This is a genomic window from Candidatus Zixiibacteriota bacterium, from assembly GCA_040752595.1.
In the GTDB taxonomy this organism is placed as follows: domain Bacteria; phylum Zixibacteria; class MSB-5A5; order WJJR01; family WJJR01; genus JACQFV01.
Genome location: JBFMGX010000004.1, coordinates 333,306 through 351,289, shown reverse-complemented (window position 1 = coordinate 351,289; position 17,984 = coordinate 333,306). Strand labels below are relative to the sequence as shown.

The following is a 17,984-nucleotide window of genomic DNA, read 5'->3' as shown; positions in this document are numbered from 1 at the left end:
GGTCGTGTGAGCCCCGGAGGGGCGAAAGGCAATAGCCCCCGGCGTCAGCCGTGGGTTTGTCGTTTCAACTCATCCTGTTGTCGGGTCCCAGATCCATGTAGGGTGCGTCCTGTGGACGCACCGCCTCCCTGACGGTGCGTGCGGAGCACGCACCCTACGATTCTGAGAACCCGTGCCGCCGTGAGTTGACGAAACCTGCAGGGGCGAGGTCTCCTTGCCCCTCCAACTCAGAGCGGCCTTTCAAACCGCAGCGCCTCCCCGCCGTCCTCGTAGTAGTCAGCCGTCCTCCCGACCAGAGCGTATCGGGAAGTCGCGTACAGACGCCGTGCCGAGACGTTCTCGACGCGGACTTCGAGTCGCAACGAACGGCAGCCCTGCGCTCGCGCCACCTGCTCGCACTGGTGCAACAATCGCCGCGCGATCCCCCGGCCGCGATGGCCCGGGTGCACGGCGATGGAGTACAGCCGCGCGACCCTTGATCCGCGTCGAAAGACAACGACGGCGGCGGCGCGCACGTTCCCGCGTGATGCCTCCACCAAGACGACGGCGTGCGCGGTCGTCAGCAGGTAGCGCCAGCGCCGCCGCGGGAACTTGTCCCCGGCGAACGCGCATTCCTCGATCTCCATGATGGCATCGAGATCGGCGGTGGTGGCGGGGCGGATCACAGAACGTGAGGGGCTTTGGTGAACCCGTCGGACTGAGCGTGCGTCGGGCGCGTCACAGGGACCGTGGGCCGTCGCATCAGATGGGTGACGATCCGGGCGTAGACGTCCGGCGCGTAGCGATCTTCCTCCTCGGCATTGATCGTCGGGTTGTCGTTGACTTCGATCACGACGACATCGCCGTTGGACTGTTTGAGATCGACGCCGTACAGACCGCCCCCGACGGCGCGCGCCGCGGCGATGGCGGTGGCCACGATCGCCGGCGGCGTTTCGGCCAGCGGCACCGGCTCGACTTTGGCCATGACCATGTGCCCGTTCACCGTGGCCTGGATCTTAAACGTCTCATCCGGGATCATGTAGCGACAACAGAAAAGCGGCTCTCCGGCCAAGATGCCGACACGCCAGTCGAAGGTGCTGGCAATGAATTCCTGGGCGACGATGCGCTCGGCGCGGTGCAGGAAACGCCGCCCGATCCGCACGAACTCATCGGCCGTCGTGACGCGCTCGACGTGAGACGAGAAACTCGTGTTCGGGGCCTTGAGGACGATCTGCCGCCCGATGTCCGCGAACAACTGCTCGGCGATCGCCGGCTCGATCTGGTCGGCGGTGAGGATGGCTGTGCGCGGAACAGGGACGCCGTGCCGCATCAGGCGGCGGTACATGTGAACCTTGTCGCAGCAGATGGCGATGGAACGGGAATCGTCGAGTGTCGGCTTGCCGTGCATCTCGGCGATGCGCGCCGCGACGTAGGTGGCGTTCATCGGATCGGTGAGGGCGCGAATGAAGAGGGCGTCGTAGCGCGGGATCCGTCGCAACTCGGGTCGGAAGAGGAAATGGATGTCATGTCCGAGGGCCTCGGCGGCCATACGGAAACGCAGCAACGCCTCCAGCTCCTCGGAGCGATTGATCGTCGCGCGCTCGACCAGGACTGCCAGTCTACCCACGCATCCTCCGCACCAAGTCGTCGGCCCAGCGCCGCTCCTGCGCCGTCAGCGTCCGCCAGGGAAGCATGCCGATGGCTGAGAACTGGAGGACCGGCCCGGTGCGGAGCAGCCGCACCGCCGCCACCGGCACCGAGAAGACCGCGTACACCAGCGATGCCCAATCGGCATAATCGGGCCGCTCGGTTCGCCCCGCCACCATGCGCACCTCGACCAACTCGGTGGCCTCATGGATGCGTTGCACGCAGAACGTGTACTTGAAATTCCAACTCAGTTGCTTGGCGGCCGTGGCGCATTCCACCTCGGTCCGCACCACCGCGAATCGCCGCGAGAAGGGATTGACCGCGTCGACGACCGCCGGCGGCTGGAAGTACTCATTGGTCAGAAACCAATCCGGGACCGGCAGCCCCGCCATCGCCGCCTTCTCCAATGCGACCGGGACGATGTAGGCATCCAGCGCGTCCGCGCAGGACGGCGACGACAATGCCGCGCCGGCCAGCTCGGCATCCTGGCAGCGGTAGTACTCTTCGGTCAGGTATTCGTAGTTGCCGCTGACATTGACCAGCGGCGTGGGCGGAGGTTCGTCGTCCTGCTCCTTCATGCATTCCCCGATTTGGTGGCCCGCGGGTTGAAGGCGTCGGTCAATTCCACACCGTCCTCGGCGGAAAAGATGCGGTACTTGTCGGGCGCCAGGAGTTGGTCGGTTTCCAGGATGATCTCCCGTTTGGCGATCTTGCGGAGGCGCTTGAGGCGGACCTCTTTCTCCTCTTGCAGGTATTCGGCCTGGTGCGGATGCAGGACCAGAAGAAAACGACGTACGTCGGTGGCGACGCGCGCGCGGGTGAACCAGCGCTCCAGTTTCGCGGCCAACGTCTCGGTCGACAGGACGCGGCCGGTGCCCTCGCAGGTCGGACAGGGCGAGGTCAGGGCGGTCGTGATCGACGGGCGGATGCGCTGCCGCGTCATCTCGATCAACCCATATTCGGAGATCGGGGCAATCGAGTTCTTCGCCTTGTCGCGCGCGAAGGCCAGCTTGAACTCTTCATAGACCCGCCGGCGATTGGCGTGATGCATCATGTCGATGAAGTCGACGATGATCAGACCGCCGATGTCGCGCAGGCGCACCTGACGTGCGACTTCCTGGGCCGCCTGCAAGTTGGCGCGCAGGATCGTGTCCTCCTGCGAGGTCTTCCCGACGTAGCGCCCGGTGTTGACGTCGATGGTCACCATCGCCTCGGTCTGATCGATCACCAGGAACGACCCGCGCTTGAACCAGACCTTGCGCTCCATCATCTTCTCGATTTCCGCCTCGACGTTGTACAGGTCGAAGATCGGCACCTCGCCGTCGTAGTGCTCGATGCGTTCCTTCAGTTCCGGCGCCACCTTGCGGCAATAGCCGACGATTTCCTTGTACAGTTTCTTGTCGTCGACGACCAGCCGGACCACCTCGTCGGAGAAGATGTCGCGCATCATCGAGCCGGTGATGTCCAGCTCGCGGTAGAGACAGGCCGGGGCGCGCTTCTTGTCGGCATCCTTGCGGATCTGCTTCCAGGTCTTTAGTAGGTCCTTGATGTCGCTCTTGAAGTCCTTTTCGGTCGCCCCCTCCGATTCGGTGCGGGCAATGAGTCCGCATCCCTCGGGACGCAGGGGTTCGAGCACGGTCTTGAGACGGCGGCGCTCGGCCCAGTTCTGGATTCGCTTGGAGACGCGGACGTGCGTGTCATCCGGAACCAAGACGACGAAGCGGCCGGGAAGCGAGACATTGGTCGTCAGGCGCGCCCCCTTGGTCCCCAGCGGCTCTTTGACCACCTGCACCAGGAGGACCTGGTCTTTCTTGACGACCGATTCGATCGCTGTGCGCTTCCCTTTTTTCACCAGATCATGGGGCGGCTCGCCCTCGTCCTCGGATTCGCTGTCGAAATCGTCGTCCCCAAAACGGCCGATGTCAGACCCGTGCAGGAAGCCGGTGCGCGCCTCGCCCAGCTCCACGAACGCCGCCTGCATCCCGGGAAAGACGGAGGTGACGATTCCCTTGTAGATGCTCCCCGCCAACTTCGTGTCTTCGGGACGCTCATAGAACAACTCGACCAGCTTCCCATCCTCCTGGATGGCGATGCGGGTCTCGGCCTCGCCGACATTGATGATGATTTCTTTCTTGACCGGCGGCAGATCGACGGGAGGCGCTTCCCAACGAGGGCGACGGGGTTTTTGTGTACGTGTACGCTGTGGCCGGCGTGTGCGCGGTGGTTTCTCGGGATTCTCTTCGGTCATGCTCTTGTCAGTCCGTCCTTTGCCGGGGCCCATCAGGCCGGCGGCGCGATGCGGTCATTTCGTTGGATACGATGTCCGCGTACGAATTCGGCCCCCGTTTGTGCCCGTTTCCCCGGAGCCTGGAGCCGCTCAATGGCGACACGACCATCGGCGGTCGCCACGATTATACCCTGGCGCGGATCGGCCAGGACGATTTCACCCGGCTGATCCTCGGGTTGCCGGGGACCGGCATATCTGAGCGCGAGAACCTTCAACACCTGTCCGCCGATCCGGACGACGGCTCCGGGCTCGGGTGCCAGAGCACGAATGCGGTTGATGGCCTCAGTGGCGCTACCGGTCAGATCGAGGCACAGGTCGGCGGAGGTGATCTTCGGTGCCTGCGAGGTGCGCGCGTCATCTTGAGGGAGGGGCCGTGCTTGACCCGTGGCCAACAGGTCGAGCGTCGCGATCACCGCTTCCGCCCCGAGGTGCGCCAGACGATCGGCGAGTTGCCCGGCGTTCTCGTCGGGATCGATGTCGGTTGTCCTTTGGACCAGCACGGCGCCAGAGTCCACGGTCTTCGCCAGCAGGAATGTCGTCACACCGGTTTGCGTCTCTCCCGCCATCAGCGCCCGCTGAATCGGTGCCGCCCCGCGATAGGCGGGCAGCAGGGACGCGTGGAGATTAAGGGCATACCGCGGGATTGTAAAGACCGATTCCGGGAGAATGCGAAAGGCCACGACCACATAGACATCGGCCGGGAGTGTTCGCAGCGCGGTGATGAAGTCTGGTGCGCCCAAACGCTCGGGCTTAAGGACCGGCGCCAAGCCCACGTCCATGGCCCATCGGCCGACCGGAGTCGGTGTCAGGTGCTGCCCTCTCCCCTTCGGCTTGTCCATCCCAGTGACCAAACCGATCAACCGGTGGCGATCCGACGCGTTGATCGCGGCCAATGTGGGCAGGCCGAAGGAAGCAGTGCCGAAGAAGACGACGTTCACGATCCTGAAGTCCATTCTCAGCGGCCGCAAGAAGCGAACCGCCATCACCAACGTCGGGAGCGCTCCGCGGGCACGGCACGCCGTGCCCCTACGGTCCCGGACGTAGCATCATGATGTATCGCAAGCTCGCGTCACAACCTCGCAATCCCCGCGAGGTCTTGTACAGGACGCGGCGTGCCGTGCCCGTCACCGTCGATTGCCCGGCCGTTCGCTCTTCGACGTGAAAGCCCGCATGCGCTCCAGCACAAGGCGTCTCGTCGGGGGATCGACGCGGTCGATGAACAACCGCCCCTGCAGGTGATCGATCTCATGGAGGTAGGCCCGTGCGAGCATCCCCTCGGCTTCGCGTTCAACGGGTCGACCGTCACAATCGAAGGCGCGAATCGCCACCCAGCGTGGACGCGCCACTTCGATGAAGATCCCCGGGAAACAGAGGCAACCCTCCTCAGTGATCACCTCGCCATCGGTCGCCGCCACCACCGGATTGACCAGCACCTCGGCGGCGCCGCCGCGACGGATCATCCCCTCATCCACGGAAAAGACGCTCCACTCCGCGCCGATCTGGTTGGCCGCCACGCCGATGGCACGCTCGCGCGTCTGAATACGCAGGAGGCGCTCGGCCAACAGCCGCAGCGACCCGTCGAAGCCCGACACCTGGGCGGCGACCCGGCGCAGCACCGGATCGCCATAGAGAAGGATGTCGTCGCCGAGCTTATCGCCCATGGGAGGAGAATAAGAGGGGAGCGTCTTAACGGGCGTCGACCTTGCCGGCAATCGCCGACTTCAGGAACTCGATCTTTGTCTCGCTGCGGGAGTCATCCCCAACCCGCAATGTGACCGTATTGTCACTCATGCCGACAATCGTCCCGAACATGCCGGAATTGGTGACCACGCGGTCGCCCTTGGACAACTGCGTCAGCATCGCCTGGTGTTCCTTCTGACGCTTGCGCTGGGGCCGAATCAGCAGGAACCAGACCACAACGATCATCAGAACAAACGGCAGGAACGTCAAAATCGGGTTGGGCGACGAACCTTCCCCCGAAGGGGGCGGTGCCATCGCCGGCCAGAACATGTTCACGCATCCTCCTTGCGCCCCGGTCCGGGCAGAATCGTAAGAGCTCGCATCGTCATTGGGTCGCCGCCGAATCCCCTTCGGCATAGGCAGCCAGAAACTCACGGGCGAAAATCTGCCACCTCCCGTCCATTATCGCCCGCCGTGCCCGGCGCACGATCGTCAGGTAGAAATGCAAATTATGTCGTGTCGTCAACATCATTGCGGAGATTTCACCGGCATTGAACAGGTGTCGGATATACGCGCGGCTGTGGCGGCGGCAGGTCAGGCAGTCGCATTCGGGATCCAGGGGATCGAAATCGCGGGCATATCGCGCGGCCTTGACCGGAACGGGACCATGGGACGTGAACGCGGTCCCATTCCGGGCGTTCCGCGTCGGCAGCACACAGTCGAACATGTCGATTCCCCGCTCAATGCCCATGATGAGGTCCTCCGGTGTGCCCACGCCCATCAGGTAGCGCGGCCTAACATCGGGCAGTTCCGCCACCGTCGCTTCGGTCATCTCCCACATCGCCTCTTTGGGTTCCCCGACCGAGAGACCACCGATGGCATAACCATCGAAGCCACAAGCGAGCAGGGCCCGCGCCGAATGGCGACGAAGATCCTCATAAACTGATCCTTGAACAATACCGAACAAAGCCGTTGTGGTATAATCGACTGCCGACCGATGGCGATCCCGGCTCCGGGCTGCCCATCCCAGTGTTACCTCGAGGTCAGCCGCCGCGTCCGAGTGGCTTGCGGGGTAGGGCGAGCAGACATCGAGAACCATGGCGATGTCGACACCCAACTCGAACTGGAAATCGACGACACTCTCCGGCGTGAACAAGTGCTCGGACCCGTCGAGGTGCGACCGAAAGCGAACGCCTTCGGCTGTGACACGACGCAATTCCTGGAGACTGAAGACCTGAAAGCCGCCGGAATCGGTCAGGATGGCACCATTCCAGCCGATGAACCTGTGCAATCCACCCGCCCCCCGAATCACCTCTGCTCCCGGACGCAAGTACAAGTGATAGGTGTTGCCGAGGCAGATGGTTGCGCCCAGCGATTCCACATCGTGCGGTGGAAGCGCCTTCACAGACCCGGCGGTGCCGACCGGCATGAAGACCGGGGTTTCGATCCGCCGGCCGTTGATGACGATGGTTCCGGCCCGCGCCGAGCCATCGGCGGCATCCACGGAGAAACGGAGTCGAGCCGCCGGGTCGCTCTCTCCACCCTGGCCAAGGTCAGGGCCACACTCGCCACTCCGACTATCGTTGTGTGCGGGAATCACTCGTACTTGTGGCCCGGACCTTGGTCCGGGTCTATGAAGAAGGCGGCAGCGTCCTGTGACGATCTCGCCGGTTTCTCAACACGCCTCAAGGTCAGGGCCACGCTTGTCCCTCGCCAGTGTGCTCAGAGCACCTCCAGCGCCTGCGCGAGACGGAAGACCGGTTGCAGCTCCAATTCTCCCCCATAGGCCAGCTCGCGGCTGTTGGCCGCCGGAACCACGGCCGTGCGGCAGCCGATCTTCTCCGCTTCGATCAGACGTTTCTTAAGTTGGGGGACGCCGCGAATCTCGCCGCCCAGACCGACTTCACCAATGAAGACGGTGTATCCGGGCGCCGCCTGCTTCCGCGCCGAGGACGCGATGGCGACCGCGCCCGCCAGATCGACGGCGGGCTCATCGGTGGCGTACCCGCCGGTGATGTTGAGATAGACATCGCGTCCCGACAACGGCAGCCCGGCGACATTGTGCAGGATCGCGATCAGGATGGCGGCGCGGCGCGGGTCCAAGCCGGAGACCACACGCTGCGGCACATTGCCGCCGGTCCCCTGCCCGACCAATGCCTGCACTTCCAATAAGAGGGGACGTCGCCCCTCGATGGCAACCGCGACCGCGGTGCCCGGTGCCGGAACCGCCCCCAGACCACTGGGGAGGAAATGACCGGAGGGATCGATGACTTCCGAAAGGCCGGTCTCGGCCATCTCGAACAGGCCGACCTCGTGCGTCGAGCCATAGCGATTCTTGAGACAGCGAAGAATCCTGATCCATTGCCGTCGGTCCCCTTCGAATTGCAGGACCGTGTCGACCAGATGCTCCAACACCTTTGGCCCGGCGATGAAACCGTCCTTGGTGACATGCCCAACGAGAAACGCCGCCGCCTGGGCCCGTCGCGCCCATTCCGAGATCGCCGCCGCACATTCCCGCACCTGCGAGACAGTCCCGGGCGGGCTCTGCCATTGCCGGTCAAATGTCGTCTGGATCGAATCGATGATGACGGCGCCGAACTTCTCCGGCGCGTGATCGAGAGCGGCCAGGATCGCCGCCAAGTCGGTCTCGATCAGAAGATGAAGATCGGAACACAGCCCCAGCCGATCGGCGCGTCCCTTGATCTGCGCCGCCGATTCCTCACCGGAGACATAGAGCGTGGCGATGCCGCGCTGCGCCATCCGCGCCGCCACCTGAAGCAGCAGCGTCGACTTACCGATGCCCGGCTCGCCGCCGACCAAGACTGTCGACCCCGGAACCGCGCCGCCGCCGAGGACATTGTCGAATTCACCGATGCCGCTGGCGATGACGCCCACCGTATCGGCCGGAACATCGGCCAGTGCGCTGGTCTGCGGCGCTTTCGATGTCCCTTTGCTGCGAACGGCGCCGGTTCGGCCGGTCTCTCTCTCTTCATGGAGGGTATCCCAAGCCCCACATTCAGGGCACTGTCCCTGCCAGCGGGCAAAGACCGAACCGCACCCGGAGCAGGCATAGAAGGTCTTGGTGGCGGCGGATTTCATCGACACGCTCGCGGGCGGTTCGCCAACCGCCCCTACCGGTGGTGGAATGATACGGATTTGCGGGTTACAACGCCACCAGCGGCCCTTCGGTGCCGCCGGTGACGAATTGGCGCAACAGGGGATCATCCGATGCGCGCGCCGCTTCGACCGAACCGGAGAAGACGATGCGGCCATCATGCAGCATGGCGATCCGGTCGCCGATCTTGAACGCGGAGTTCATGTCGTGCGTGACCGCGATCGCGGTGGCGCGTAGGTGCTCGCGCAGTGTCACGATCAGATCGTTGATTCCCTCCGCCGTGACCGGATCAAGACCGGTGGTCGGTTCATCATAGAGGACAATCTCGGGGTCCATGGCGATCGCCCGCGCCAGCGCGGCGCGTTTGCGCATCCCACCGGAGAATTCCGAGGGATATTGATCTCCCAATCCGGCCAAACCGACCCATTCGAGCCGCTCGGCGACGATGCGACCGACCTCTGAGGCGGGAAGCTCGCTGTTCTCGGTCAACCCCAGACCGACATTCTGCGCCACGGTCAGCGAATCGAAGAGCGCGCCGGATTGAAACAGAAACCCCATCCGCAGCCTCAGCTTCAGCAGACCGCCGCGATCAAGGCGATCCAGCCGCTGACCGTCAATGGCCACCGTGCCCGCATCGGGTGTCATCAATCCGGCCACGTGCTTGAGCAGGATGCTCTTGCCGCATCCCGACCGTCCGATGACGACGAGAGTCTCCCCGCGCGCGACATCGAGATCGACCGCATCGAGAACACGATGCCGACCGAACGATTTTGTGAGGCCACGGATCTGGATCATTGTCGAAGCACCGGACGGGGATCAACGGAATATCCCCCACCCCGACCCTCCCCGCCGGCGGGGAGGGAGCAAAGTCATCCCCCCGTTGACGGGGGGATCACAGGGGGGGATACTGAAAGCATGCCATCATCCAGTCCATTCCATAGCGGCTCGCCACCACTCACTCTCATATCTGAAACAAGAACGTCGCAATCAAGTAATCCGAAATCAGTATCAGCACCGAGGCCACCACGACCGCGCCGGTCGTGGAGCGTCCGACACCTTCGGCGCCGCCTTTTGTTGTGAAACCCTGATAGCAGCCGATCAGGGCGATGATCAAACCGAACATCCCGGCCTTGATCAGACCGGCCCAGAGATCCTTGGAACGGAACAGGAGCTTGAAGCCGTTGAGAAAAACCTCGCCCGACAGGTCGACAAAGACCACGGCGACCACGAGCGCTCCCATCAGCGCGATGCAATTGGCAAAGAGAACGAGGACCGGGAGCATCACGATCCCCGAGGCGACGCGCGGCAGGACAAGGTAGCGCACCGGATCGATCCCCATGACTTCCAGGGCATCGATCTGTTCGGTCACCCGCATCGTCCCCAACTCGGCGGCAATGGCGGCGCCGACCCGTCCCGCCATCACCAACGCCGTCAAGACGGGACCGAGCTCGATCAGGATGGCCTTGCCGACCGCACCGCCGAGATAGCGCATGGGAACATAGTCCTGGAACTGATAGGCCGCCTGCCAGGTCGACACCGCACCGGTGAACACCGAAATCAGGATCACCAAAGGCAGCGAGCGCACGCCCATGGCGAGCATCTGTGCCACAATCAGCCGGAAGGAGCGAAAAATGCGCGGTAGGACGGCCACCAGGCGAACGGCCATGTTCACGACACCCCCGACATAGACCAGGGCGCCGACCAACCAGCGTCCGACACCGATGACGAAAGCGCGCATAGATCAAGTATCGGCGGCTCTGCCGGGAAGGGCAATCGGTTTGGCGTCGGTTCATCGTCCGCGATCAGAGATCGCGGGCACGCATCCGAGGAATCTGAAGGGGCACGGCGTGCTTGTCCGCCTCTGGCGGGCCGTGCCTTGTACTATGGAAAATCCACCCTATGGAAGGAGACGCATATCACTGTCACCCCGGGCGAAGCGAGGGGTCCGCTTTGTCTGCGATCACAAGAACAACAGCAGATCCCTCACTTCGTTCGGGATGCAAACAGACAAGAGGACGGACTCAGACCCGCCCCGATCAACCCCAGGGCATCAGAATGGCGTCTCGTCCTCTCCAGATGGAGGACCGGACGGCGGGGCGCCCGTATAGCGCGTGTCGGCGCGATTCTCGAAACGGGCGAATTCGCGCAGGAAGGTGAGCCGCACCTCGCCGGTCGGACCATTGCGTTGCTTGCCGACAATGATCTCGGCGAGGTTCTCGGTCGGGTTTCCCTTCTTGTCGGTTTCGATGCCATAGGCGCCGGGGCGATAGACAAACATGACGACATCGGCGTCCTGCTCGATGGCGCCGGACTCACGCAGATCCGCCAACTGTGGCCGCCGCTCACCGCCGCGTTGCTCAACCTGCCGCGACAACTGCGACAGCGCCAGAACCGGGACCTTCAATTCCTTGGCGAGCGACTTCAGCGAGCGGGAAATCATCGCGATCTCCTGCTGGCGGTTCTCGGCGTTGCGCGGGCCGTGCATCATTTGCATGTAATCGACGACCACGAGGGCGATATCATGCTGCGCCTTCAATCGCCGCGCCTTGGCGCGCAATTCCAGCACGCCAATGGCGGCGGAGTCGTCGATGAACACCTTGGCACCCGACAGGCGATCGGCGGCGTTGCCGAGCCGCACGAAGTCCTCCTTGCGCAACCGTCCCGTGCGCATGTGATGCGCATTGATCCGCGCCGTGGAGGAGAGCATCCGCTCGGCGACCTGCTCCTTGGACATTTCCAGCGAGAAGACAGCGCACGGTTTGCTTTGTTCCAGCGCCAGGTGTTCCACAATGTTCAGCGCCAGCGCGGTCTTGCCCATCGAGGGCCGCCCGGCCAGAATGATGAGATCGGAACCGTGCAGACCGGCAGTCAGCGAGTCGAGATCCTCGAATCCCGTTGGCAGTCCGGTGAGGCCGCCGCCGCGTTCACGGTACTTCTCGATCTGCTCGAACGTATGCGGTAGAAGGTCTTCGAGCCGGACGAAGTCCTGTTGGGAACGCGCCTCGGAGATGGCGAAGATCAGTCCCTCGGCTTCATCGAGGAGATCGCCGACGTCGCCGGGGGCATTGTAGCTGGAATCGGCGATACGCTGCGACGCCGCGATCAGGCGGCGCAGGACCGATTTGTCCTGCACGATACGGGCGTGGGCCGCCGCGTGAGCCGACGTGAACACCGATTCCGCGATGTCCAGTAGCGCGGCACGCCCGCCGCATTTCTCCAACTCACCGGAACGATCCAATTCGCCCGCCACGGTCGCCAGGTCGACCGGCTCGGCACGGTCGAACAGCGACAGGACCGCGGTGAAGATCTTGCGGTGCGCCGGACGATAGAAATCGTCCGGCCGGAGTACTTCCACGACCTGACTGACCGCCTCCGGGTCGCGCATCATGGCGCCCAGAACCGCCATCTCGACCTCGACCGCCTGCGGCGGCAGGTGACGGCTCAGATCGGTACCAACGCTATCGGGCGCCCTGGTCGCCATGCTCACACATGATCTCCCGGACTCTGTTACGCGGTGACACAGCGTAGATCAATCACTTTGACGCCGTGTGGGGAAGTTGTGGAAACCGGACGCGTGGATGTTGAGGATGGGGGGATAGACCGGGAATACGGTGTGCACAAGCGTGGTCGGTGGGCAGAGCCCACCCTACGAAAGCGAGTGATAGAGACGTAGGGTGGGCTCCGCCCACCATGCAGTCTACAGCGGCACCAACTGCCCGCCCGAGGCCAGCGATTTGTCGGCGGCTTCGAGAATGCTGACGACGCGGCGACCCGACTCGCCGTCGGTCAATGGCTTGCGGCCATCGCGCACGGCGGCGACGAACTCCTCGGCAATCAGGTACAGCGCCTCCGTGCCATCCAGACGCGGCGCGTACATGTCGCCGGTGCGATACTGCACCAGCGTGCGGCGGACTTCCTCGACGTCGGAGGTGACCACCACGCCCTTGTCGTAGACCTTCACCTTCTCCGACGGCTCGGTATCATCGTAAACGATCATCTTCTTCGAGCCGCCGATCAGCGTCATGCGGACCTTCACCGGCGCCAGCCAGTTGACATGGAAATGCGCGATGGCGGCGTTGTCGAAGGTCACGGTCAGGTAGGCGATGTTCTCGACGGTGGTCCCGAAGTGGGAGCGGCCGATCGCCGAGACGCCCTTGGCGGGGGCGGCGATCACCGCGTCCATGATCGAGACATCGTGCGGCGCCAGGTCCCAGATGACGTTGACGTCATGTTGAAAGAGACCGAGGTTGACGCGCACGGAGTCGAAGTAGAGGATTTCGCCCAACTCCCCGGTGACGATCAATTCGCGGATCTTGCGCACCGCGCCAGTGTAGAGGAAGGTGTGATCAACCATCAGAACGAGTCGTCGTGCCTTGGCCAGAGCCAGCAGTTGATCGCACTGCGCCGTGGAGGCGCACATCGGCTTTTCGAGCAGGACGTGTTTTCCCGCTTCGAGCGCGGCCCGGGCCAATCCAAAATGCGTCTCAACCGGCGTGGAGATGACCACGGCGTCGGTGTCCGCCGCGCCGATCAACGCCAGGGGATCGCGATACAAGCGCACGGCGGGATGGCGCGCGCCGATAAAGTCGAGCCGTTTCTGCTGGGTGTCGGCAACACCGGTCACGACGGCCCCGGACACGAGCGAGAAATTGCGGACGAGATTCGGCCCCCAATACCCCGCCCCGATAACGCCGATCTGGAGTCTACTGTCCCTGGTCACGATGCACCTCTCCTCCCCCGGATCAAAAGTAGCGCCAGCGTCCATCCCACATCAAGAGTGCAAAGAAAAGACGGTATTGCCCCACTTGACGCCCCCAAGAAGTTGACAAGTCGTCGATGCGGGCCAAGCCATCGCGGACCAGTTCACTCGTGGCGGTCGTGAAGTCGAGCGGTTGTTCGGTCCAGACCCGTGGGTCGCCGGCCTCATAGTATCGTTCCAACGTGGTCATTTCGATGCCGGGCCCGGACCAATGCGCCTGGTCCGCCACCGGTAGGTCGCCATACACCCGCAGCCCTCCGGGTCGCGTGACATCGGAGTCGACCGCGACGGTAATCGTCACCCGCTGTTCGGCCAAGAGCGAGTCGAGCATCGCCGAATCGAGTTTCGTCATTGTCCAGCGGCGCACGTCGGTGACCTGCTCACCATACTCGCTCAGAAACACTCTGTAGCTCGCCTTGGAGTAGAACGTCTCCTCACTCATCAGTTCCTGGGCGGAATAGACCGCCTCCCGGGCTCCGATGCCGAGGATGATCCCGCAGTCCTGGCCGCGATCGGGCAGGACATCGACGAGGACGACCCCCATCTCGACCGAGTCACGCACGATCTGTGCGGGGATCGTGATCGATCGACGCACCTGTAGGTCCGGGCGATCCAAGTGAATGGACCAGTCGGCGTGACCCTCGCGGGGAATCGCCAACCCGAGGAACGCGAGAATGAGAATCGACCCGGCGCCGCCGGCGACCCGTCGGCGCAGCCACTTGTCCGCCTCGGGCACTCCCGTCACCCACCAGGCAGCCACACCGATGATGGTTGCACCGGTGGCCCAGAAGAGCACGGTTGCCGTCTGCCAAGAGAGACCCGGCAACAAGAGCCACGTTGTCGGTCTCAGAAGACTCAACGCGACGGGGACCGCGATCATCGTGACGAGGATTCTCGCAGCGCGCACCAGCCAGCCGCGACGATCTGCCGTCACAAGCCACTGCCCCCCGAGAGCGGCCGCGCCGGCCACGACCGGCATCGCCACCATGTTGTAGCGCGAGACGACATGCATCACCTCGTGCAATGCGGCGAAATACAAGACAAACGACACCGGCAACCAGGCGACAGGACCGGCCCGTGTCGGCCAAAGGAAAAACCCCACCAGCGCCAGCGCCACCAACGCGCGTTGCAGCCACAATGTGCCGGTGTGCCCCAATGGAAAACCGCGACGGAAGTCATCGGAGGGGAGGAGCCACATGCGGTCGAACTTCTGCAGATAGAGCAGCGCGTATTGTCCTGGGTGGCGTTTCATTTCGCGCCACACCGGATAGGTCCAGAAATCGCGCGGGGCTTGATCGAGGTTGTATCCCTCGGATTGGAGGATGTTGGCCTGACGGAAGTTTGCGCCGCCGTATGAGGGGTCGCGCACCGCGAAGACGCCATAGCGCCAGTACACGGCGAGCACCCAGGGGATCATCAGCACCGCCATGGCGACCAGCATGATCGCCGCGCCTGACAGCCCCCGGCGGAGGTCCCGTCGCGAAGCCCAGATCCAGGCAGCCGCCAGAGGCACGATGAGCACGGTGGCCGACGCCTTGGTCAGCGCCAACAATCCGCAAAGCAGACCGACGATCCACAGCCAGCCCCACCCCCGGCTGTCGAAGGCGCGGACCAGGGCCAAGAGAATCGCCAGCCCAAGGCAGACGGACAAGGCCTCCGTGTTGAGCTCGCCGATCTTGTACAGCGCCGGCCCATAAAGACACCAGACGCAAGCCGCTATGACCCCGCCGACCGGAGAGATCAATCGGCGCATCAACACGAGGATCATGACGGCGCTGAGCGAATCGATGAGCGCCTGAAGCAACCGGACGACCCAGAAGTCCCACGCCGGCGCAATGCGGAAGACCGCCCCGAGGAACGCCGGATAGACCGGCCCGGTGAAGAAGAGGTCGTCGAGTGCCTCCCGGTAGCTGGGGATCGTGTATGGGAACCACAGCACATCCTCATCGCGGACGAGGTCGGAGAGCAGCAGTGGGAATTGCACGGCGTCGCGCGCCGTGGAATCGGTCCACAGACCGGGATTCGTCACCGCCAGCGGCGCGGCCAGCCCAACGGCTACATAGCGACGCGCATCGAAGGCGACCGGCGGCTGAGGTATGGCCGCCAGATAGATCAAGCGGACCAGCAGCGCAACGGTGAAGATCGCCGCCGCCGGATGCCGACGTGTCCAGGTCCAGAATCGGGTCATGTTCGTGAGCCAGACATCGCGGACAGGGGGCTTTCAGCCCCCTGACGGTGCGTGCTCCGCACGCACCCTACAATCCCAGGGCGTAGGTCAGGAGCCCTGCGCTCCTGACTTGGTCGTGTCTGCCGGTTCCGGCTCCGTCCCGCGTACTGTCGACAGGCGCAGGTGCTCCTTGCGCAGGTAGTACAATCCCATGAGCGTGATCGGGAGATACTGCGCCGCATGCAGGACCAGCGCGACGGCCAGGGCCTCGCTTTTTTGGATGCCGTAGATCTGCAACGAAATCTGCACGCCCCAATGAAAGACGCCGACGAAGCCGGGGGAGTTCGGGACCGAGATCAACAGCGACACAACCACGAGCACCACAAAGGAGGCCTCGATCGGCAGATGGTCGAACCCGAAGGCCAGGAAGACGAAGTAGTTCGAGATGCCGAGTATGAACCAAATGACCAGCGAGAGGACGACCACGCCGACGGTGGTCGGCATGTTGTGGTGCATCGTCAGACCGCGGGCGAATTTCTCGACGATCTCCCCGGCGATCTGCTGTATCCGCACCGAGAAGATCCCGCTGATCCTGCGCATCCAGCGCACGACGCCGGCATTGCGCACCTGCAATAGGATGAGGAAGACCAGGAGGGCGACATTGACGGCCAGGAATATCCAGCCGACGTCACGGATGCGCTCGACCTCGGTCAACTCGGAGATGCGCGAGAAGGCAAACACCAGCCACAGGAACAACAGGAGCGTGAAGGAATCGTAGATCCGCTCGACGATGATCGTGGCGAGCGTTGCCGAACGCGACAGGCCGGTCTTCAATCCCAGGGACACGGCGCGGGCGATCTCACCCAGCCGTGCCGGCAGGACATTATTCACCATAAAACCGATCATGGTGGCGGAGAAGACCCGATTGTAAGAAACGTCACCGACGGGGCGCAGGATGAGCTGCCAGCGCCAGGCGCGCAGCCACATCACGGCGACGACCAGGACGATGTTGGGAATCAGATAGACCCAGCGTACGCCCTGCAAGGCGCGCCACAAGTCGCCATAGTCGACCTTGCGAAAGGCCAAATACAGGAAGATCACGCTGATGAGCGTGCCGATGATGGCCTTACGACGCATCGGTCCCCCGGCGCGCCGATGCCCGTGGCCGAGGCGTCGATCGGGGCGCCTGCTCCCCCTTTGTCATCGATGCCGTACTGATGCCGATCCGCGTGTCGCCGTTGGTCACGCGCTCCAAGATCACTTCGGTCCGTCGGGCGGCCTCCTCCCAACTGAACGAGCGCGCCCACGCCAGCCCCCCCTGGCCGAGGCGGGTGCGAAGCGTCTGATCGCGCAGGAGCCGGCCCAGACGGTCCGCCAATGCCGCGATGTCGCCATAGGGATACAACAGGCCGGTCTCGCCCTCGCGGGCGGAGTCGCGCAAGCCGGGAACGTCGGCGCACACCACCGGCGTGCCGCAGGCGTTCGCCTCGATATTCGTCAGCCCCCACCCTTCTTTGAGGGATGGACAAACGACGACCCAAGCGCGGCGGAGAATCTCGATCTTGCGCTCGAAATCGGCGAAGCCGGTGAACTCCACGCGGTCGGCCACCCCCGACAAGGCCGCGCGGCGACGCAGACGGGGTTCATCATCGCCGGCGCCCACGATCTTGACCGCCACGCGGGGAAACTCCCCCACAAGGCGCCCCAGCGCCATGAAGAGATGCTCGATGGACTTGTACTTTTTCAAGCGGCCCAAATAGGCGATCAACGGCGTGTCGGATTTCGTCACCGCCGCATCGGGACCGTACCGCCCCAGATCGATGCCGTTGTGGATGACCGCGATCCGCGCCGCATCCATCCCCCGCCGCACCAGATCATCACGCGTGCTTTCGGAGACCACCATCAGCGGCGTGCCCCGGTAGACGCGCGGGACCAGCGACTCCATCACGTAGACATAACCGGCGGCCAACGGATTGATCTGGCGGAAGATCGCACTGCCGAAGAGGTGGTGGATGATCCCCAGGACCGGCACCGGAGAATACCGCGGCGTATAGAAGGGGATCTTATTGATGTCATCAATGACCACATCGTACCGCTGTGCCCGTAGAAGCGCACGACTCCAGCGACGCACGCCCCAGTTGAAGGTGTCGCGTCCTCCCCGTCGGACAACCTGAAGATGATCATATTCATCCGTCGAAGGTCCTCCGGGGAACCGCGAGCAGAGAAGCGTGATGTCGTGCCCCAACGCGCCGAGGCGCGAGAGGATCTCGTGGAGATGCACCTCGGCCCCCCCGGCCAGCGGGTGCTTGCGGTCCTGCCAGTTGATCGCCAGTATCCGCACCGAGCGTCA

The 17,984-nt window shown here is 63.8% G+C and carries 16 protein-coding genes; all 16 read right to left on the bottom strand.

The genetic code is table 11. The annotated features are described in order from the left end of the window. Nucleotides 1–227: 227 nt before the first annotated feature. The 16 genes from AB1792_01710 to AB1792_01635 all read right to left on the bottom strand — a co-directional run bounded on the left by AB1792_01710 (nucleotide 228) and on the right by AB1792_01635 (nucleotide 17,975). Entirely contained in the window at nucleotides 228–665 is a 438-nt protein-coding gene (locus AB1792_01710; GenBank protein MEW5700933.1) for a GNAT family N-acetyltransferase, read from the bottom strand. After that, nucleotides 662–1,606 carry an ATP-grasp domain-containing protein gene (locus tag AB1792_01705; GenBank protein ID MEW5700932.1) on the bottom strand — a complete coding sequence of 315 codons (945 nt, stop codon included), beginning with the start codon at nucleotides 1,604–1,606 and terminating at the stop codon, nucleotides 662–664. The genes AB1792_01710 and AB1792_01705 overlap by 4 nt, the downstream gene beginning before the upstream one ends. Continuing rightward, nucleotides 1,599–2,204: a hypothetical protein gene (locus AB1792_01700; protein ID MEW5700931.1), complete on the bottom strand. Its 606-nt coding sequence runs from the start codon at nucleotides 2,202–2,204 to the stop codon at nucleotides 1,599–1,601. The genes AB1792_01705 and AB1792_01700 overlap by 8 nt, the downstream gene beginning before the upstream one ends. Then, entirely contained in the window at nucleotides 2,201–3,874 is a 1,674-nt protein-coding gene (locus AB1792_01695) for an Rne/Rng family ribonuclease (protein ID MEW5700930.1), read from the bottom strand. The genes AB1792_01700 and AB1792_01695 overlap by 4 nt, the downstream gene beginning before the upstream one ends. Before the next feature lie 32 nt (nucleotides 3,875–3,906). After that, nucleotides 3,907–4,896 (bottom strand): methionyl-tRNA formyltransferase, encoded by a 990-nt coding sequence (gene fmt, locus AB1792_01690; GenBank protein ID MEW5700929.1) that lies wholly within the window; start codon nucleotides 4,894–4,896, stop codon nucleotides 3,907–3,909. Between the two features lie 141 nt (nucleotides 4,897–5,037). Beyond that, entirely contained in the window at nucleotides 5,038–5,574 is a 537-nt protein-coding gene (gene def / locus AB1792_01685) for a peptide deformylase (GenBank protein ID MEW5700928.1), read from the bottom strand. 25 nt (nucleotides 5,575–5,599) lie between these two features. Further along, nucleotides 5,600–5,923 (bottom strand): preprotein translocase subunit YajC, encoded by a 324-nt coding sequence (yajC, locus tag AB1792_01680; protein ID MEW5700927.1) that lies wholly within the window; start codon nucleotides 5,921–5,923, stop codon nucleotides 5,600–5,602. Nucleotides 5,924–5,978: 55 nt separating this feature from the next. Beyond that, the gene (tgt, locus tag AB1792_01675) at nucleotides 5,979–7,193 is read right to left on the bottom strand and encodes a tRNA guanosine(34) transglycosylase Tgt (protein ID MEW5700926.1); all 1,215 of its coding nucleotides are present in this window, start codon (nucleotides 7,191–7,193) and stop codon (nucleotides 5,979–5,981) included. A 122-nt stretch (nucleotides 7,194–7,315) separates the two neighbouring features. Beyond that, a complete protein-coding gene (radA, locus tag AB1792_01670; GenBank protein ID MEW5700925.1) occupies nucleotides 7,316–8,692 on the bottom strand; it encodes a DNA repair protein RadA in 1,377 nt (458 codons plus the stop codon). A 64-nt stretch (nucleotides 8,693–8,756) separates the two neighbouring features. Further along, nucleotides 8,757–9,503 (bottom strand): ABC transporter ATP-binding protein, encoded by a 747-nt coding sequence (locus AB1792_01665; GenBank protein ID MEW5700924.1) that lies wholly within the window; start codon nucleotides 9,501–9,503, stop codon nucleotides 8,757–8,759. Between the two features lie 166 nt (nucleotides 9,504–9,669). Continuing rightward, nucleotides 9,670–10,446 carry an ABC transporter permease gene (locus AB1792_01660; GenBank protein MEW5700923.1) on the bottom strand — a complete coding sequence of 259 codons (777 nt, stop codon included), beginning with the start codon at nucleotides 10,444–10,446 and terminating at the stop codon, nucleotides 9,670–9,672. Nucleotides 10,447–10,758: 312 nt separating this feature from the next. Then, a complete protein-coding gene (gene dnaB / locus AB1792_01655; protein ID MEW5700922.1) occupies nucleotides 10,759–12,189 on the bottom strand; it encodes a replicative DNA helicase in 1,431 nt (476 codons plus the stop codon). A gap of 216 nt (nucleotides 12,190–12,405) precedes the next feature. Then, nucleotides 12,406–13,428, bottom strand: coding sequence for a Gfo/Idh/MocA family oxidoreductase (locus AB1792_01650; protein MEW5700921.1), 1,023 nt, complete (start codon nucleotides 13,426–13,428; stop codon nucleotides 12,406–12,408). Between the two features lie 22 nt (nucleotides 13,429–13,450). After that, entirely contained in the window at nucleotides 13,451–15,655 is a 2,205-nt protein-coding gene (locus tag AB1792_01645) for a glycosyltransferase family 39 protein (protein MEW5700920.1), read from the bottom strand. An 87-nt stretch (nucleotides 15,656–15,742) separates the two neighbouring features. Next, nucleotides 15,743–16,771 (bottom strand): lysylphosphatidylglycerol synthase transmembrane domain-containing protein, encoded by a 1,029-nt coding sequence (locus tag AB1792_01640; protein MEW5700919.1) that lies wholly within the window; start codon nucleotides 16,769–16,771, stop codon nucleotides 15,743–15,745. Continuing rightward, nucleotides 16,761–17,975, bottom strand: a complete 1,215-nt coding sequence (locus tag AB1792_01635; protein ID MEW5700918.1) for a glycosyltransferase family 4 protein — start codon at nucleotides 17,973–17,975, stop codon at nucleotides 16,761–16,763. Before AB1792_01635 ends, AB1792_01640 begins: the two co-directional genes overlap by 11 nt. Nucleotides 17,976–17,984: the final 9 nt, after the last annotated feature.